Genomic DNA, 18,048 nt, shown 5'->3' with positions numbered 1-18,048 from the left:
TTCGAGGCTGACAGCATCGGCCCTGAAGCGCCGAAAGAGAATGACGAGTAAGGCCGAAAGCTATGGACTATTTAGTCGAGTATGCCCAGCTCGTCGCAAACCCCATCCAGTGTGCGGCTGATATCGGTCTGCACCCGGATCATTTCCAGTTTCGACCAGGTGGCCCGCTCTCCGGCCTTGATCAGCTTGAGAATCTCAGGCTCAGACAGGTGCGCCAGGATTCGTGCAGGATTGTGGAAACGAAACGGCGGCATAATGTTGATATCACCCATGTAGTCCTGGTTGATCACCGACAGCATAGTATTGGTCAGCCGATTCAGGCGCGGCCGTCTGGCGAGCGGCTTCTGCATGATTTCCGCGGAAGCGTTAATCCACTCCCGGGCCGTGCGCTTGGCCGCCGTCTTGATGATATCGCCGCGCGTATTGCGGCGGTTTGAATCCCGCACAAACGGGATGATATGTGGATTGGTCTGGCTCACGATGTAGTGATTCACACCGTACAGCCTGGCCAGGCGCTTGGCGGGCAAATCGTCTGACATGGCGCCGTCCACCCACTTACGTGATGGCAGGTATTCTTTCTTGTCGCCGTACTTGTCTCTGGCCATCAGCGTCACCGCAGGAAAGACGCCAGGCACAGCCGTGGATGCCATGATGGCCGAGCGGATGAGTACATTCGGCGTCGTGGTCGCATTCAGCAAGCGCGACGTCTGGTGGGTCTCAGCCGGTGCAATCGACACATTCATGTGGATACCGGTGATTTCGAAGGCCTCCTGGAAAGTGAGATCCGGTACCAGCCGCTCGACGATACCGTGCACCTCGTGTATCTGGAGGAGCTGCGGCCGTATTTTGTGCAGCGCACTGAGCTCCTCTTTCTCCTGTTCAATCTGGGTCAGTAAGTAACTGGGATCGAAAAACTTCTGTCGCTCCTGCTCAGCGCGGGTGGCCAGCATACTGCCAACAAAGGAGCCGCCGCTGGAACCCGACAATATATTGGGTAGCAGCCCGTGCTCGTTAAGAGTCCTCACCACTCCGACATGGAAGTACAACAACATGCCGGAACCGCTCATCATCAGCGCAGAGCGACCGAAGCAGTGATTGGCGCGGCGGAAGAAGTCGAGCCGCTCCTCGTCGTTGATGTCCGGATGCTCCACAGTGGCCAGCAAGCGCAGTGAATCGGCGATTTCACCGACATAGTCTTCAATGACCTGCTTGGTGCCCAACCGCGCTACCTTGTATAGCGAGGCACGACCCATACCACCCATATTGCCGTGTATGCCTTCATGCAGGGTGAACAACAGGCCCGGATAATCGTGGCGGGCACGCAGTTCACGCAGGCGGTCGAGTCTGCGTCGGATGGATACAAAATCGTAGTCGTGAGACTGGTCGCGATCGCGCCAGCGCTGTCCGCCAGAGGTGGCGTCATAATCCAAGGCCGCCTCCCGCCACTCATCGTAACTCTCTGCGGCCGCCATGGCCTTTTCGATCTTGCGCAGCGCTCGCTTGCTCACGTATCCACCTGTCGTTGCTTTATTATTTCTGCTCTATTTAGCCCGAAAGCGATCTTGCAGTGCAAGTAAGCTCAGGCAGCGGCACTGCCACCTGGCTGTAACTCCGGCACCGCACGACGCAGGACATCGAGGTAACCATTGGCTAGCGCATCTTCATGGCCCACATAAAAACCGCGCTGGCTCAGCAGCCGGTGCAGTGCTGGCAGCCGATAACAGGGCACACTGGCGAGGAAGTGATGCTCCAGGTGATAGTTGACGTTGTTCGGGCAGAACAACAATCGTTCCAAGGGATTGGCGTATGTCGTGCGAGTGTTCTTGCGCGGGTCAGTGTCGTACAGGTCAGGCACGTTGCCGTGTTCCGCCACCTGGCGAATTCTGGCGATCAGCGGGTAAGCGAAGAAATACGCCNCCAGCCACAACAGATAATAGGCACCGACGCCCAGGGCCAGCATCACCAGCCACATCGCGACGTTAACCGCCAGCCCGCGCATTTCCGAGTGGGTTTCCTCGCCGTCGCGCAACATGACATTTCTGCCCTGCGCCGATCCCACCAATGAACGCAGCAGGAGCAGCCCGGTCTGACCGGTGAGATCACGCTTGATCTTGCGTTTAAAGCTGGCCTTACTCACCGGATAATTCTTGTAATTAGGCAGATCGGGATCGTCCTCGGTACCGGCGAACCGATGGTGTATGCGGTGCGACTCTCCGTAGGCGTTCACATCGCCCATGATGGGATAGGCGCAGAACCATTGCCCGACCCATTGATTGAGCGACGCGGTTTTGAACAACGCCTTATGACCGGCTTCGTGCATGAGCACCGCCAGCCCCAGTTGGCGCCCGCCCAGCAACGGAAGGGCCAGCAACACCGTCACGATATTCGTCCAATGGATGACGATGGCAAACACGGCGATGATCATGGCCCAGTTGAATACTACCAACCAGGCACCCCAGGCATCGCTGCGCGCGGTAAACTGATTAATCTCTTCCTTGCTCAAAAAGTCAGTGGCCTTCATCGTTATCTCGCTTCCACATCGATACCTGAGTATATCCTGTGACCGGCTCTGGTAAGTAGACGCTAGCTGCCAGGAAAATTGACCCGCGGGACTGACAGCAGGGTTTGCAATCAATTGCACGGAGGTAATAATAGGCGCCTTTTAGCCCCCGAGAGCGTACTCATGGCCGATTTTGAAGCCGTCCCCCTGCCCCACCGCGACAACTACTCAGACGATGACATGGCCCGCCGCGCCGGCGACTATCTGACCCACATTGCCCGCCGCCACTCAGTGCGTAGCTTCAGTGACAAGCCCGTATCCAGAGAGATCATCGAACAGTGCATTCGCGCCGCGGGAACCGCCCCGTCAGGCGCCAACCACCAGCCGTGGCACTTTGTTTGTGTCAGTGATGCCGACATCAAACGCAGTATCCGCATCGCAGCGGAACACGAAGAGGGAGAATTCTATGGCGGCAAAGCCAGCCAGGAATGGCTGGATGATCTGGACAAACTGGGTACCGACCAGCACAAGCCCTTTCTGGAAATCGCTCCCTGGCTGATTGCCGTATTCCTGGAGCGCAGCGGCGCTGATGAAGAAGGAAAAAAACGCAAAAACTACTACATGTCTGAATCGGTGGGCATTGCGACCGGCTTTTTGCTGAACGCCCTGCACAGCGCCGGGCTGGCAACGCTTACCCATACGCCCAACCCGATGAAGTTCCTGAGCCAGATACTCAAGCGACCAGCCACCGAACGCCCCTATATGCTGATAGTGGCCGGGCACCCGGCCGACGACGCAGAGGTTCCAGCGGCCGCACTGGAGAAAAAGCCCCTGGAGCAGATTGCGACGTTCCTGGACTAGGACCGAAAGCCTGCCCAGGGCGTTGGCAGCGCCTGGATCTCTTGAATGAGATCGGCGGGCAGTGATCCGGGCATGTCATAGGACGTGCTGTCCGCAATCGCGTCAGACAGACCGCCAAACTGCCGCTGGATCTCGGCAACGACTTCATCGTGCCGGCCGATTGCCGCAAACAGTTGCATGACGTCATCGGACACCTCTGCAGGCATCGCTTGCCACTGCCCATCGCGCGCCATCTGATTGAGCTTTGCGCCCAGATCGAGCAGGTCGTGTTGCTCCAGCACCGGCCAATAGGCGCGGGTTGCGCCGTAAAAGGCGACCCGTGAGCGGTAAAACTCCAGGTTCTGCGCCACCTCTTCATCGGTGGCACCGGTCACCAGAAATCCACCACCGGTCACCTGCAGATCAGATCGTTGGCGCTGACCGCGTACAAGCCCGGTCTCCAACTGGGGAAGAATAACGTTCTCGATATAGCGCCGCGTGCAGAATGCGTGCAGGCGCACGCCATCGGCGACCTCGCCCGCCACGCGCAACATGGCCGGCCCCACGGCCGCCATGGTAATGGGGGGCGCCTCATAAGCCATCGGCTCCGGAGTAAAGTTCGGTGTCATCAGGCTGAACTGATAATGCTCGCCCTGAAAGTCCAGCTCCGTGCCGCCGCTCTTCCAACAGGCCCAGATCGCGCGCAGCGCCTGAATATACTCTTTCATCCGCGGTGCCGGCGGTGTCCAGGGCACCGAGAAACGCCGCTCGTTGTGCCCTTTCACCTGCGGGCCAATGCCCAGCACGAAGCGCCCGCCGCTGGCCGATTGCAAATCCCAGCAGGTGTTTGCCAATACCATGGGCGAGCGCGGGAACGAAATGGCCACGCCGGTGCCCAGCGTTACCCGCTCACTGCTAACCGCGGCCACCGCCAGCGGCAGAAACGGGTCGTGGCGGTTTTCCTGGGTCATGACACCGTCATAACCCGCGCTTTCGATACGGCGAATTTCGTCCGGCACCCGGGCCAGGTCATCCTGGACCAGCGTGGTGTGTATTTCCATGAGAGGGGTTCCTACTGCAAACTTTGGATGGCGCGATTTATCAAAAAACTATTATCACACTCTTCGATGATTTTCGGAAAATAGCCAGCGGAACGCCTCAACCAAGGGATTGAAGCCCCACTGGAACACTGCCAGCCCTGAGCTCATTTGCAACAGATCGATAATACGAATTTCGCCGCGAGGTTCATCGCGCCACTCTGGCAGATACTTCCCACAGGATCTTCGATCGACTCAATCTGGCCCTCGGATATCGCATGACCAATCAGTAACGCCTGTATCGACTTATGCATTGACTACGACTGGGTGAGGCTCTCTACGGAGTAATCGTCGCGATACCATTCCAGCTGTATCTGACCGCGATGCAGCACCATCAGGCTGAAGGAATCAAAATAAGCGGCGTACTCCACCATATCGGCCAGCGCACGCTCCGACACCGTGCGAACTTCACCCTCCGCCGCCGGCAAACCTCGCTGCGCCGGTGCTCCGCGCACTAGCTCGAGGTTATCGAATATCTCTGAATAGGCGCCTTTGCCACTGGCCGAAAACGTCGCCGTCACCCGCTTCCAGAACACGGGTGCCGTATAATAATCCCGCGCCAGATATGCGATGACAGCGCATAGCGACACCGACAGTAGCTAGCGAACCACGAACTTCAGCCCAGGTGGTTATTCTGCACCGTAGCGCAGCATGCCTTGCGCGACATCAATCGACTTGAGGAAGCTCTCAATAGATACCCATTCGTCAGTACCGTGGATACCCGAGGCCTGGGTATAATCTATGACCGCACCGTGGAATCGATATTGGTCACGCGCCAGTTCCACGTAATGGCGAGTATCTGTCGTGGCCATTAACAGGCTCGGTACAGGCACTGCGTCCGGATAAACATCAGCCACCGCACGGGTAATCGCGGCGTAACCCTCCCCCTCGGTGCTGGCAGTACCCGGCATGCCCGTCCAGGGGCTGGAACTGATCTCTACCAGTTCGTCATCAATCACGTCGCGCACATAGGCAGTGAGCGAATCCACCGTATCACCCGGCAGCAGACGGAAATTCACCTTGGCCTCAGCGCGCTGCGGCACAACATTTTCCTTAACACCCGCGTTAAACATGGTCAGCGCAGTGGTCGTGCGCACCATTGGCGCGGTGAGACGATCCTTGGACATCAGCCAGGCGAGTAGTCCCTCACTCAGCCACAGGTTGTTGAACAGAAATTGCTGGGGCTGGCCCATATGCGGCGCCAGGGCGATGAACATGGCTTCTACCGGCGGCGATATTCTGGCTGGAAAGGGGTTTTGTTCCAGTTTGTCCAACGCCCGGGAGAGCCGGCCAATAGTCGACTCGGCGGGCGGATTAGAGGAATGACCTCCCTCACCCCGCGCTGTCAGCGTCAACGTGGTGTAGCCCTTTTCGGCGATATTAATCATCGCAATCGTATGTTCGGGTAGCAGCGGATTGCTTGTGAGAAGGTAGCCGCCCTCATCCACCATCCAGGCGAATATGAGACCGCGTTCGCGCATTCTCGCTGCCAGGGCTTTCGCGCCATTGCGGCCACTGACCTCCTCGTCGTGACCAAATGCCAGCGCAATGGTTTTGCGCGGCGCATAGCCCTCCTCCAACAGACGGTCCACCGCCTCAAGAAGGCCGATAACACCCAGCTTATCATCAAGCGTACCGCGCCCATACACACGCCCATCTGCTATCACACCGGCAAAGGGCGGGTGGGTCCAGTCAGCCTCGGTGCCGGGCTCAATCGGCACCACATCATGGTGCGCTGTGAATAGAATACCTTCGGCACTCGCCTCACTACCTCGCCAGACAAGCAGCAGACTAAAATCATTGACCCACTCTGCTTCCAACTCAGAGAATACCCTTGGATACGTATCGAGCAGAAATTGTTTGAAGGCACCAAACGCCTCGCGATCCACCCGGGACGCGTCCTGATGGCTAATGGTTGCAAACTGGACGGCCTGCGCCAGCCGTTCCTCTGGCGCTGACCACGCCAGATGAGCCTGACAGACAAGCGTAACCACTAGCGCTAAGACTTTTTTCACGCCATACCCCTACTGTTTTTGTAGCAACAATGTACCAGTTCCCGCCGCAAATCCCCACGCCGGCATGCTAAGCTCTAGCAAAAACCTGCCGGGGATCACTTGCCGATGCTGCGACTATTCGTCTGTTTGTTGACTGTTCTCACCACCTGCACATCGCAGGCCGCCCTCACCGTAGACGGCTATCGGCAAATGCAGGAGAAGCACGGCAAAGACAACGAGGTATTGGAAATCCAGGTCGGTATGTACGTCGACGGCCTGCTCGATGGTTTGTTTATGGTTTCCCGCGACCTCCCCGAGGACAAGCGCGGCTGGTGCGTTCCGGACAGCGAAGAAATCACCCTCGAGCTAGCCCTTGAGCTATTCAAGCGCGAACTAAAAATCCGCAATGCCGAGTACACGGAGTTTTCAGAGCTGGGCATACAAGTGCCCTTCTCACTGGTCATGGTTGACGCCTTGCAGCGCAACTACCCGTGTAAGTAACCATGGCGCACGATGACTTTTACTGGGGGCCACTGGCCCGCGGCATCTTCATCATGCTGCTGTGGTGCACGCTACTGGTGGGACGGTTCTATCCCATGCATCTGATGTGGTATGTCCCAATGCTGATTTTCCTCGGTCTGTTTTTGCGTCCACTACTGATACGCACCGGCTTACACCACATTTTCTCGGTGCTGGCGGCCAAGCCGGGTGATTACATCTGGGAAAAGCGTACGCACAAGCGCCGTGCGGAGGTCGAACGCCGCGAACGAGACAAGCGTTATCGATATCGCCGGGAAAAGGATCCGCGCCTGCCTAAAAACTGGTAGCACCGTATTTAATCCCAACAGTTTTGAACAAATGCGGGAACAAACTACCTTAATAATCAGTTCTCTATATTTGCAAGGACAATGCTGTGCGTACCACCCGAATTGCCAACACGTTTCTCACCCTGACGCTGGGTCTTTCTGCCGCAGTAACAGCAGCGCCAGTCGCCGACACGATTTACAGCGGCGGCCCCATCATTACCATTGACGACACCGTGCCCCGTGCCGAAGCTGTGGCGGTAGGCAATGGCCGAATACTCGCTGTGGGCACACTCGAGGATATGAAGGCCTTGCGCGGCGATGCGACCAACGACTTTGATCTCGCTGGCGGCACCATGCTGCCCGGTTTTGTGGACAGCCACGGGCACGTCGTATTTGGCGGCTTACAGGCCCTGTCCGCCAATCTGCTCGCCCCACCTGACGGCAATGTAACTGACATTGCTTCACTGCAAGCCGCGCTTGACACCTGGCGCAAGCAGAACGCTGACTCAGTCAAGAAGCTGAACCTGATTGTGGGTTTTGGCTATGACAACGCGCAGTTGAAGGAGGTCCGCCACCCCACTCGGGCCGACCTGGACGCCGTGAGCGCCGACATCCCCATCGTCATTGTCCATCAGTCTGGCCATATCGGCGTTGCCAATAGCGCCGCCCTGGCCATGGCTGACATTGACGCTGACACCGAGAACCCCGCAGGCGGCGTTATCCAGCGTAACGAAGACGGCACACCCAACGGTGTACTCGAGGAATACGCTTTCTTCCCGGTGTTGATGAAGAGCCTGGCCAGCCTTGGCCCCGATGGCATGCAGGAATTCACCCGTGCCGGCAGTCGCATGTGGGCCAGCTTTGGTTACACGACTGGCCAGGATGGCCGAGCTACAGGCCCCGCCGGCGAAGCAGTGAAAGCCGTTGCTGCTAGCGAGGGCCTGCCCATTGATATCGTCTCGTTTCCTGACGTACTCGAAGCCCAGGACTATATCGCTGCCAACGCCTCACAAGAGTACGTCAACCGATTCCGCGTGGGGGGCTGCAAGCTCACCATCGACGGTTCCCCCCAGGGCTTTACCGCACTGCGCGATCGCCCCTATTACGCTCCGGTAGGTAACTATCCACCCGGCTACAAAGGGTATTCAGCAATTACTGCTGAGCAAGCGGACAAAGCCATCGACTGGTGCTTTAGCCAGGGTCTGCAGGTCATTGTGCACTCCAATGGCGAAGGCGCGTCTGACATTCTGCTCAACGCAATCGAGAAAGCCCAGGCCAAGCACGCCGACGTCGACAACCGCCCGGTGCTGGTCCACGGCCAATTCCTGCGGGAGGACCAGGTCGATCGCGCAAAAGCGCTGGGCGTATTCCCCTCACTGTTCCCCATGCACACGTTTTACTGGGGTGACTGGCATGCCGCTCATACAGTGGGACCAGTAGCTGCCCAGAATATTTCGCCCACCGGCTGGCTGGTGGAACGCGACATGATTTTCGGTACGCATCACGACGCCCCCGTGGCCCTGCCAGATAGCATGCGGGTGCTCTCAGCGACCGNCACCCGCCGCACTCGCTCTGGCAAAATTCTCGGCGCGGATCAGCGCGTCGATGTGCTCACGGCCCTTAAAGCCATGACCATCTGGCCAGCCTTGCAGCACTTTGAGGAAGATGAGAAAGGCTCAATTACGGTGGGTAAAAAAGCTGACTTTGTGGTGCTTTCCGCCGACCCGACCGCGGTAGATCCTCAGACCATTGCAGATATCAACGTCCTGAAAACGATTAAGGCCGACGCCGTTGTTTACGACCAGCAGACGGATGCGGCCACCGCCGCCCTGGGTGATCGAGTGCCGACATTTGGCGGTACGCCGCACGGCGCGCACCATGTGCTCGATGTAGTGTATGAGGCCCTGGCAGCCCGCGAGAAACGCTAACGGCCAGAGCCAGGAGTGTTATGGCTTGCGGAAGACCAGCGTCATCCGCTCGCTTTCACCTATAGCCAGATAGGGTGCTTTCTCGGCATCGCTTTCCAACTTGTAAAGTGTCGGCGGCAATTGCCAGACACCGACCTCATAGCGCTTGTTGTCCAGCGGATTGAGATTGAAGTAGCCTTCGGCCTCCAGCACGAAGCCAGCGCGGGCCGCCTCGCCAATCAGGTAGTCGCGGCCCACATAGCCGATATTCTCGGACATCCAATCCTGCCCTGGGTCAGCCATGTGCTGCACGATACCCAGCTTGCCACCGGGCTTAAGCGCGGCGTAGAAGTGTTCAAAAATCGGTTCGACAATACCGCGCGCCACCCAACCATGGGCATTGCGGAAAGTGACGATACGATCCACGGTGCCGTCTTCAGCCGGTGCTTTCACCAGCTCACCCTTGGCTTCGTCAAACATGAGTGAGGTCACTTCAACCTTGCCATAAACGTCAGGTTCGGCGGCCATCTTCTCTTCAAACTTCTTGCGCGCACCGGGCCGATAGCTCGCCTGCTCATCACTTTCATCGTAGTGGGCGGCGATCAGCTTGCCATCTTCCTTGAGGTACGGGGCCAGGATTTCAGTATACCAACCGCCGCCGGGCCAGATTTCCATCACCGTGTGCTGAGGCTGTATATCAAACAGATTCAACGTTTGCAGTGGATGGCGAGCGTTGTCGCGTGCGGCATAAGCCTCTGTGCGGTGTGTGCCGTCAATGGCACTTTGCAGAGCTGCGTCGTCGGCAACGGCCGTCTGGCCGGTCATCAACAGGACAAGCGAAGCAAGTAAGGCGCGTTTCATATCAGGTATTCCTGTGGTTATTGGGTGGCCAGAGCTTAGCCGCGTTGCGCGGCCCAGTTCAAGCATTGAGCGCGCTTATCGCCCTCCCTGCACTCAATTGAAATCTGGGCCCAAGCCGCATATACTATCCAACTAAATGATTTTTAAAAGGATTCGGCGCTTGCAAATACCGGGCGTTGTCTTAAAGCCCCGTGAGCAAGTTTAACCGTAACGTTATTCTTACCTGTGCCGTCACCGGATCCGGTGATGCCGCCAGCAAGACCCCCCATCTTCCCATTACCCCCAAGCAGATTGCCGATGCAGCCATCGACGCAGCCAAGGCCGGCGCGGCGATTGCCCACATTCATGTGCGCGACCCCGATACCGGCGCGCCGGCACGCCGCCCAGATCTGTATCGCGAGGTTGTAGATCGCATTCGCAGTGCCGATACCGATGTGGTCATCAACCTCACTACCGGCATGGGGGGTGATCTCTACCTGGGACCGGACGACAATCCTCTCGATTTCGACATGGAAGCCACCGACTGTGTAGGCCAGGTCGAGCGCATGGAACACGTTGAGGAATTGGTGCCTGAGATCTGCACACTCGATTGTGGCTCCTTTAACTACCCCGTGGGCAACTATGTCTATGTATCGACCCCAGACATGTTGCGCACAGGAGCCTCGCGCCTGCAGCGCCTGGGCGTCAAACCCGAGCTCGAAGTCTTCGACATGGGCCATATCTGGTTTGCCAACCAGATGCTCGAAGAAGGCCTGCTCGATGCGCCCCCGCTCTATCAGGTGTGCTTGGGTATTCGCTGGGGTGCGCAGGCGACCAGCCGCAACTTTATATCCATGGTGGACAATCTGCCCGAAGGCGCCAACTGGAGCGGATTCGCGATCGGTGCCGACGAAATGCCAATGGTCGCACAGGCCGCTCTGCTGGGCGGTAATGTGCGAGTAGGACTCGAGGACAACATTTATCTCGAGAAAGGTGTCCTGGCCACCAACGCCCAACTGGTCGAACGCGCTGTCACCATCCTGGAAAACATGGGCGCACGCATGCAGTCGCCCGCGGAAGCCCGCGAGAGCTTTGGCCTGAAAAAGCTTCAGGACCTGCAACGCAACGTAAAGATTGCCTAATGGTGGTACATCAGGGCGTCGCGCACCCAAACATGTGCGACATCATGGGCCATATGACCACTCGCTACTACGTGGCCATGTTTGATGATGCATCCTACCACTTCCTGTTCAAGGCCTTTGGCTGGGCCGGTGATCACGCCCAAACCGAGGGCGTGGGCTGGGCTGACGTGAAACACGTGATTGACTATGCCGATGAAGTTGGCGCGGGTGACCTCCTGGAAATCAGTGCCCAACTGGAAAAGATCGGCGGCAAGTCGCTTACCGTGTCTTACTCCATGTTCAACATTAGTCGTAATAACCTGGCGGCCACACTGCAGAGCACCAGCGTCTACTTTGACCTAACAGCCCGCAAGGCGATTCCCATTACCGATGCCATGCGCGATCAGGCATCCACTTACCTAGCCCCCGCTTCTCCCTAAAAATCAGTCACTTAAAGCGTCCGTTTGAGGTGCAATCCATGTATTGTCGCCGCGCCCGAGGTGGGATACTATTTCGCGCTCTTTGGATTGATCTAACGTACGACCGATGACTGTAGCAGAAGCCTTGCACACACCACTGCCGGACACTATTGAGCCGCGCTGGTGGACTGGAACCCCACCAATTGATCCTGAGCGGTTTACGATTGACTGCTCCAATTACCGTATGGATGCCGACGACCTGACCGCCGGCAGCGAGCTCGCTGAGCGCATGAATCGCGTTTACAACGAGATCGGCCTGGTCCACCTGGTTAACACCGGGCTTACCGATTTGCAGGCCATGCGCGCCGCTGCCCGTCTGGTCATGCCAGGACAGGTGGACTACGAAGGCGGCGCCAACCCGCGCAATGCCCTGGAACCCAACGTGTATGAAGTAGGTGCGCCCCTGAGTGCGTGGCTGCACTACCACCATGAGATGGCGTATATCGGCCATAGCATCGAAATGCTGGCCTTCCTGTGCAAGCACGCTCTGGAAGAAGGTGGCCAGACGTTTGTATCGGACAACCTCGCCGCCACCGACGCTATTCTGGCGACAGACTTTGGCCAGAAGCTGAAGCGCCTCGGGCTCTGCTATCACCGCAACCTCACCGACCGTGAAGCCTTCGCCGATCGCGAAGCCATTGGTGTTTACAACCACTGGCAGCAGTCAATGATGACTGAAGATCCGGATCAGGCTGTCGAAATGGCCAAAGCCAAGGGCCTGGAAGTGGAATGGGGACCGAACCGACTGCTCAAAACCCGCTACTACATCTCGGCCTTTGAATACTATGCGCCACTGGATCGCAATTTGCTCTACTCCAGCGTGGCCGACGACGGCGTGTGGTTCGATACCTGGCCCATGGTCATGCAATTACCACTGGATGAGCGACCACTCAAACTGACCTTCGGTGACGGCTCTGAAATGACCCGTGACGAAAAGAAACTGTTTATCGATATCTACGATCGCTTCGGTATGCCGATCAACTGGCGCCAGGGCGATGTAGCACTGGTCTGCAACTATCGCTTCGCTCATGGTCGCCCTTCCATCGCCCTTAAGCCGGGTGACAAGCGCGATCTGGGCGTGTTGATTGGCAACAGCTATGACCGTATTGGAGATGTAGACGGCAAGTGGTAACTGACGGCCCGGACGATTTTCGCGCCGCCTCACCGATACCTCAGCAAGTGGCTGAACAACTAGAGACTTAACGTTATGCGCAAGCTCGTTTCCATCCTGCTTCTGTCCACCCTCGCTCCCACTGCACCGGCGGCCTCTGCCGATGGCATCTGGCGCACCGAGGCCAATGCTGACAACGCGTTCCTCGAAGTGACCGTCGGCCCCTGTGAATCCGATAACAGTAAAACCTGTGGTGTTATCACCCGCGCCCTCACCGAAGACGGCGTAGCTGACGATTACCCGCACCTCGGCCGCGTGATGATTGCGGACATGAAGGACAAGGGCGATGGCGAATATGCGGGCGGCCGCATTTGGGACCCGGAGCGCGACAAGGAATTCAAATCCACCATGGTCCGCTCAGGTAACAAGCTCACCGTAGAAGGCTGCGTGGCGTTCCTCTGCGACGGCCAGACCTGGACACTCGTCGAGTAAGCGCGCCTGCGCCGCGCATGCTCAAGAAAGTTCACCATATCAATCTGCTGGTCAAGGATTTGGCCAGCGCCATTCTTACTTATCAACAGGCCTTTGCCCTCGATGCAATCGAGTACGGCGAGCTCGACGGCCGTGGCGTCAAGACCGCCCGCTTCAAAGCTGGTGAAACCTGGATCGTGCTCATCGAACCGACCAACCCCGACGGCGTTCCCGGCAGACATCTTGACGAACACGGCGAAGGCCTGTTCATGTTGTCTTTCGAAGTGGACAACCTGAACAGCGCAGCAGCGCAGATTGACACCGCCGTTTCAGGCCTGGCGGACACCCCGCAGCGCACAGGCCTCCAAGGCTGGCAGGTGCGCGACCTCGCCCCCACCACATTCCATGGTGCGGTATTGCAATTGACCGAGGAAAACGACGACTGATTGTATTCATTTTGAAATTTATTTTTCATTGTGAATCCAATCCCCTCCAATAGTCGTACTCCCTTTCATCGTGACAAGCCTGTCACGAAAAACAATGATTCTCTAACAAACTGATTTTTATAGCTTTTCTCACTGACCCCAGCTTTTTGGACTTTGGGAACTGCTTTTTGGCACGGTTCCTGCGGTCTGGCTTCAATAATATTAAAGTCGCTAAGACTGCAAAGGAAATCAATGATGACGAAAAAACCACTCGCTGGGGTGCGCGTTCTGGACCTGACTCATATGCTGTCAGGGCCCTATGGCGCCATGATTCTGGCAGATCTCGGTGCTGAAACGATCAAGGTGGAGCCGCTACAGGGTGAAGGCACCCGGAAACTGCTAGCCACCGATCCGGCCAACTCCCTGGACGGGATGGGCGCCTACTTCATTACCCTGAACCGCAATAAACAAAGTGTCGCCATCGACCTCAAAAGCACCGCGGGCAAGGCAGAGTTCTATCGCCTGGTGGAGCAATCCGACATCGTCATCAGCAACTTCGGCGCAGGGGTACCCGAGCGTCTCGGCATCGACTATGCCACCCTGAGCGAGATCAACCCACGAATAATTACTTGCACGGTAACGGGCTTTGGCTCGGACGGCCCCAGCTGCAAGGATCCCGCCTTTGACCAGGTGGCACAGGCCACCGGTGGCGGTATGTCGATTACCGGCGTCGACACCGATCACCCGGTGCGGGCCGGTATTCCTATCGGCGATCTGGGCGGTGGCATGTTCGGCGTAATGGGCATACTCGCGGCCTTGTATGAACGTGAACAAAGCGGCCATGGGCAACACGTGGATATTGCCATGCTCGATTGCCAGATCTCACTGCTCAACTACATGGCCACCATGCACTTCCTGTCAGGTGAGGACCCCTACCCCATCGGCAATGCGCACTTTGTGCACGTGCCCTACAACACCTTTCGCTGCGCCGATGGGTTCATCGTCATTGCCGTGATTACCGATAATTTCTGGCAAAACCTGAAGCAGGTGGTGCCCTGCCCAGCTTTCGACGATCCCGCTCTGGATGAGCAACCCGGGCGATGGGCCGCCAAGGATGTCATTGAAGAAAACCTGAACGCGATGCTTCAGGAGCAGAGCTGCGACTACTGGCTGGAGAAGCTTAAGCAGCAGCGCATTCCCTGCGCGCCGGTCAATCAACTCAGCCAGGCCCTGCGGGATCCCCAGGTGAAGCACCGCAATATGGTGGTGGAGCTGCACCACCCGGATGGTGACAGCACCTACGGTCCCGGCAACCCCATCAAGCTGTCGCGCGCAGACGACGATGTGTTCACCGCTGCACCACTGCTGGGCCAGCACACCGATCATGTATTCACCGAGCTGCTGGGCTACGACCAGGCGCACATCACTCGATTGAAGCAACAGGGAGTGATTGCATGAACGCGGACAGCATCGTGATAAACGAAGTCGGTCCTCGCGACGGCCTGCAAAGCCAGGACCGCCACCTGAGCGTTGAAGAACGCCAGCGGCTCATTGAAGCACTCGTCGACTGTGGAATAGCGCATATCGAGGCCGGTAGTTTTGTCTCGCCGAAAGCCGTACCGCAGATGGCGGGTACCGGACAGCTCTTTGCACAATTGCCAGAGGCGGTGCGCCCGCTGCTGAGTGCGCTGGTACCGAACATGAAAGGCTACGAACTGGCCTGTAAAGCAGGCGCGCAAACCGTGGCCGTGGTTGTGTCGGCAACGGAAACCATGAACCAGAAAAACATCGGCAAGAGCCTCGACGACACACTCGCCATGGCCCGCGACATCATCAGCCGAGGACACAACGAAGGGGTTCGTGTTCAGGCCTACCTGTCGGTGGCCTTCGAATGTCCGTTTGAAGGCCTGGTCGCCCCCGCCACGATAGAGCGTCAGGCCGAATCGCTGGCGGCCTGGGGTGCCGATGAGATTGTCATCGCCGACACCATTGGCGCGGCTGACCCCGGCGCCGTGCGCCGCCTCATGGACTCGCTGGCAGCAAACATTGGACCCGAGCGACTCGCCTGCCACTTCCACGACACCCGCGCTCTGGGCCTGGCTAATGTGTACGCCGCTATCGAAAGTGGCGTGCGACGCTTCGACAGTTCCATCGGTGGCCTCGGCGGTTGCCCCTTTGCTCCCGGNGCAAAGGGCAACGTCGCCNCCGAGGATGTGGTCATGCTGTGCGAAAGGCTGGGATTTAGTACCGGCATCAAAATGCCCGCGCTGCTGCAAGCCGTCAGCCTCGCCAGCGAACTGACCGGCCACCCTCAAGGTGGGCGGGCCCATTACTGGTTAACAAATAACGCTGCCTGAGACGCACTCAGGCAAACACCAAGGAGATAACAAGCATGACATACCGATTGGGCGTAGATGTAGGGGGAACGTTTACCGACTTCCTGCTCATGAACGAGCAAGACGGCACGACTCACACAGCCAAGGTTCCCTCAACACCGGAAGACTCCTCGATTGGCGTCCTCAATGGAGTTGCCCGTATCTGCGAGGAGTCCGGTGTTACCCCGTCGGACATCAAACTGGTCATGCACGGCACCACCGTGGCTACTAATGCCGTTCTCACCGGCAAGGGCTCCACCGTGGGCTTGGTAACCACCGCCGGCTATGAAGACACGCTACAGGTGGCCCGCTCCTTTTGCCCCGGCGGCCTGGGCGGCTGGGTCAGCTACGTCAAAAAACCGCTGCTCGCGCCTCTGGAGCTGACGATCGGTGCCAGCGAACGTATCGGTGCCGATGGCACTGTTATTGCCGACCTCGACGAAAAGCAACTCAGAACCGACCTGCAGACACTCCACGCCCGTGGCTCGGTCGAGGCGCTTACCATCTGCTTTATCAATGCCTACATCAACGGCGCCCACGAGCAGCGCGCGAGAGAGATTGCGCGCGAGATTTTCAGTGATATCCCCATCTCCGTTTCCAGCGAGGTGGTACCGGAGATGCAGGAATACGAGCGCACCGAAACCACCGTGGTCAATTCTTATGTTAAGCCCGAGGTCGCTAAGTACGTTAACAACCTGCAGGCAGCACTGGCTGAGCGCATGGGTGATGACCTGCAGCTGTCCATTCTCCGCTCCGATGGTGGCCTTGCTTCCGCCAGGGCATCCGCTGAATCACCGGTCAACCTGTTGATGTCAGGCCCCGCGGGAGGTGTCGCAGGCGCCATCTACTTCTGCAGCCGCGCAGGCTTCGACAACATTCTCACTTTCGATATGGGCGGCACGTCTACCGATGTAGCCCTGATACAGGACGCACGAGCCCGCGTTCGCCGCGAAACCGTTGTCGGCGATGTGCGCGTGCGGGCGCCGTCGGTCGATGTCAGAACCGTTGGCGCGGGCGGTGGCTCTATTGCCTTCGTACCGGAACTCACCAAAGCACTGCGCGTCGGCCCTGAATCCGCTGGCGCTGTGCCTGGCCCCGCGTGTTATATGAAAGGCGGCGAGGCGCCAACCGTATGCGATGCCAATGTAGTGCTTGGCTACCTGCCTTCAGACGTGCAGCTGGGCGGTAAGATGGAGATTAACCGCGATGCCTCTGTGAAAGCCGTGCAAAGCGTCGCCGACGCCATGGGTATTGAGCTCACGGAAGCCGCCGAAGGGATTATCAAAATCGTCAATGAATCCATGTTCGGCGCCCTGCGTCTGGTCTCTGTTGAGCAGGGTTACGATCCCCGTGACTTCGCCCTCGTCGGGTTTGGCGGTGCAGGCCCACTGCACGCCAATGCCCTGGGTATTCTCACAGACGCCTGGCCGGTCATTGTGCCCCCTGGGCCCGGCGTCCTGTGTGCCTACGGCGATGCCACCACTCAGGTCCAGGATGAAGCGGCGCGTACCTACCTGACCATGAGCGAGGATCTCAGTGACGACCAGCTGATTGCCGATTTGCACGCCCTGCAATTGCGCGCGGGCGAGTCCCTGATTGCCGACGGCATTCCGGCTGAAGATCACGACATTACCTATCAGGCCGACCTCCGCTACGCAGGCCAGGCCTTCCAGATTACCGTGGACTTTACTGAGGAAGAACTCAAAGCCCAGGGACTGGCTCTGATTACCGATCAGTTCGATGCCGAGCACGAACAGCTGTTCACGTTCAAACTGGAAGACGGCCACGAGATATTGATGATTCGCGCCGTGGCCAAGGCCCGCACCCAGGCCATCGCCGAAGTTACACGGACAGCCACTGATACCACTCTCGCCGACTGCATCATTCACCAGAGCCAGTTCTATCATGGCGGCGCCTGGCATGACGCTGCCATTGTCGACCGCAATCAACTGCACGAGGGCATCCAGGTGCCCGGGCCTGCCATCGTCAGCGAAATGGACTCCACCACAGTGATTCTTCCCGGCTACGTCGCACAGGTCGATGTAGTGGGCAACCTACTGATTAACCCGGCGGCCTAAGGAG

Annotated in this window: 18 protein-coding genes; 12 read left to right on the top strand and 6 right to left on the bottom strand. The window is 58.0% G+C overall.

Annotated features, from left to right (window positions below; genetic code table 11):
- Positions 1-71 precede the first annotated feature (71 nt).
- Positions 72-1,508, bottom strand: a complete 1,437-nt coding sequence (locus A3709_RS15230) for a DUF3336 domain-containing protein (protein WP_231871204.1) — start codon at positions 1,506-1,508, stop codon at positions 72-74.
- Between the two features lie 71 nt (positions 1,509-1,579).
- On the bottom strand, positions 1,580-2,521 hold the full coding sequence (locus A3709_RS15225) for a fatty acid desaturase family protein (RefSeq protein ID WP_066056361.1): 942 nt from the start codon (positions 2,519-2,521) through the stop codon (positions 1,580-1,582).
- Positions 2,522-2,683: 162 nt separating this feature from the next.
- Between A3709_RS15225 and A3709_RS15220 the strand changes: the two genes are divergently transcribed.
- Entirely contained in the window at positions 2,684-3,361 is a 678-nt protein-coding gene (locus tag A3709_RS15220) for a nitroreductase family protein (RefSeq protein WP_066056359.1), read from the top strand.
- Here A3709_RS15220 and A3709_RS15215 read toward each other — a convergent pair.
- The 3 genes from A3709_RS15215 to A3709_RS15205 form a co-directional block, all read right to left on the bottom strand.
- A complete protein-coding gene (locus A3709_RS15215) occupies positions 3,358-4,401 on the bottom strand; it encodes a TIGR03617 family F420-dependent LLM class oxidoreductase (protein WP_066056356.1) in 1,044 nt (347 codons plus the stop codon). The two genes, A3709_RS15220 and A3709_RS15215, sit on opposite strands and share 4 nt — an antisense overlap.
- A 293-nt stretch (positions 4,402-4,694) precedes the next feature.
- Positions 4,695-4,958, bottom strand: a complete 264-nt coding sequence (locus A3709_RS15210) for a hypothetical protein (RefSeq protein ID WP_066056354.1) — start codon at positions 4,956-4,958, stop codon at positions 4,695-4,697.
- A gap of 108 nt (positions 4,959-5,066) precedes the next feature.
- A complete protein-coding gene (locus tag A3709_RS15205) occupies positions 5,067-6,452 on the bottom strand; it encodes a M20/M25/M40 family metallo-hydrolase (protein ID WP_066056351.1) in 1,386 nt (461 codons plus the stop codon).
- Positions 6,453-6,557: 105 nt separating this feature from the next.
- Here A3709_RS15205 and A3709_RS15200 point away from each other — a divergent pair, with 105 nt between their 5' ends.
- The 3 genes from A3709_RS15200 to A3709_RS15190 all read left to right on the top strand — a co-directional run bounded on the left by A3709_RS15200 (position 6,558) and on the right by A3709_RS15190 (position 9,165).
- Positions 6,558-6,932 carry a hypothetical protein gene (locus tag A3709_RS15200; RefSeq protein ID WP_066056348.1) on the top strand — a complete coding sequence of 125 codons (375 nt, stop codon included), beginning with the start codon at positions 6,558-6,560 and terminating at the stop codon, positions 6,930-6,932.
- 2 nt (positions 6,933-6,934) lie between these two features.
- The gene (locus A3709_RS15195; protein ID WP_066056345.1) at positions 6,935-7,258 is read left to right on the top strand and encodes a hypothetical protein; all 324 of its coding nucleotides are present in this window, start codon (positions 6,935-6,937) and stop codon (positions 7,256-7,258) included.
- Between the two features lie 86 nt (positions 7,259-7,344).
- A complete protein-coding gene (locus tag A3709_RS15190) occupies positions 7,345-9,165 on the top strand; it encodes an amidohydrolase (protein WP_066056342.1) in 1,821 nt (606 codons plus the stop codon).
- Between the two features lie 18 nt (positions 9,166-9,183).
- Here A3709_RS15190 and A3709_RS15185 read toward each other — a convergent pair whose 3' ends face one another.
- Positions 9,184-10,005, bottom strand: coding sequence for a class I SAM-dependent methyltransferase (locus A3709_RS15185; RefSeq protein WP_066056339.1), 822 nt, complete (start codon positions 10,003-10,005; stop codon positions 9,184-9,186).
- 191 nt (positions 10,006-10,196) lie between these two features.
- Here A3709_RS15185 and A3709_RS15180 point away from each other — a divergent pair, with 191 nt between their 5' ends.
- The 8 genes from A3709_RS15180 (at position 10,197) to A3709_RS15145 (ending at position 18,044) form a co-directional block, all read left to right on the top strand.
- Positions 10,197-11,126 (top strand): 3-keto-5-aminohexanoate cleavage protein, encoded by a 930-nt coding sequence (locus A3709_RS15180; protein ID WP_066056337.1) that lies wholly within the window; start codon positions 10,197-10,199, stop codon positions 11,124-11,126.
- Positions 11,126-11,545: a thioesterase family protein gene (locus A3709_RS15175; protein ID WP_066056332.1), complete on the top strand. Its 420-nt coding sequence runs from the start codon at positions 11,126-11,128 to the stop codon at positions 11,543-11,545. Before A3709_RS15180 ends, A3709_RS15175 begins: the two co-directional genes overlap by 1 nt.
- Positions 11,546-11,651: 106 nt before the next feature.
- Complete coding sequence (locus A3709_RS15170; protein WP_066056328.1) at positions 11,652-12,716, top strand: TauD/TfdA family dioxygenase; 1,065 nt, start codon at positions 11,652-11,654, stop codon at positions 12,714-12,716.
- 75 nt (positions 12,717-12,791) lie between these two features.
- Positions 12,792-13,187 (top strand): DUF2147 domain-containing protein, encoded by a 396-nt coding sequence (locus A3709_RS15165; protein WP_066056325.1) that lies wholly within the window; start codon positions 12,792-12,794, stop codon positions 13,185-13,187.
- A gap of 17 nt (positions 13,188-13,204) precedes the next feature.
- Positions 13,205-13,612 carry a VOC family protein gene (locus A3709_RS15160; protein ID WP_066056322.1) on the top strand — a complete coding sequence of 136 codons (408 nt, stop codon included), beginning with the start codon at positions 13,205-13,207 and terminating at the stop codon, positions 13,610-13,612.
- A gap of 234 nt (positions 13,613-13,846) precedes the next feature.
- Positions 13,847-15,049, top strand: coding sequence for a CaiB/BaiF CoA-transferase family protein (locus tag A3709_RS15155; RefSeq protein ID WP_066056319.1), 1,203 nt, complete (start codon positions 13,847-13,849; stop codon positions 15,047-15,049).
- The gene (locus A3709_RS15150; protein ID WP_066056316.1) at positions 15,046-15,948 is read left to right on the top strand and encodes a hydroxymethylglutaryl-CoA lyase; all 903 of its coding nucleotides are present in this window, start codon (positions 15,046-15,048) and stop codon (positions 15,946-15,948) included. Before A3709_RS15155 ends, A3709_RS15150 begins: the two co-directional genes overlap by 4 nt.
- Before the next feature lie 35 nt (positions 15,949-15,983).
- The gene (locus A3709_RS15145) at positions 15,984-18,044 is read left to right on the top strand and encodes a hydantoinase/oxoprolinase family protein (protein ID WP_066056314.1); all 2,061 of its coding nucleotides are present in this window, start codon (positions 15,984-15,986) and stop codon (positions 18,042-18,044) included.
- Positions 18,045-18,048 lie beyond the last annotated feature (4 nt).

Origin of the sequence: Halioglobus sp. HI00S01, from assembly GCF_001635445.1 — a bacterium.
In the GTDB taxonomy this organism is placed as follows: Bacteria; Pseudomonadota; Gammaproteobacteria; order Pseudomonadales; family Halieaceae; genus Halioglobus; species Halioglobus japonicus.
This window is presented reverse-complemented; position numbering and strand designations above follow the sequence as displayed.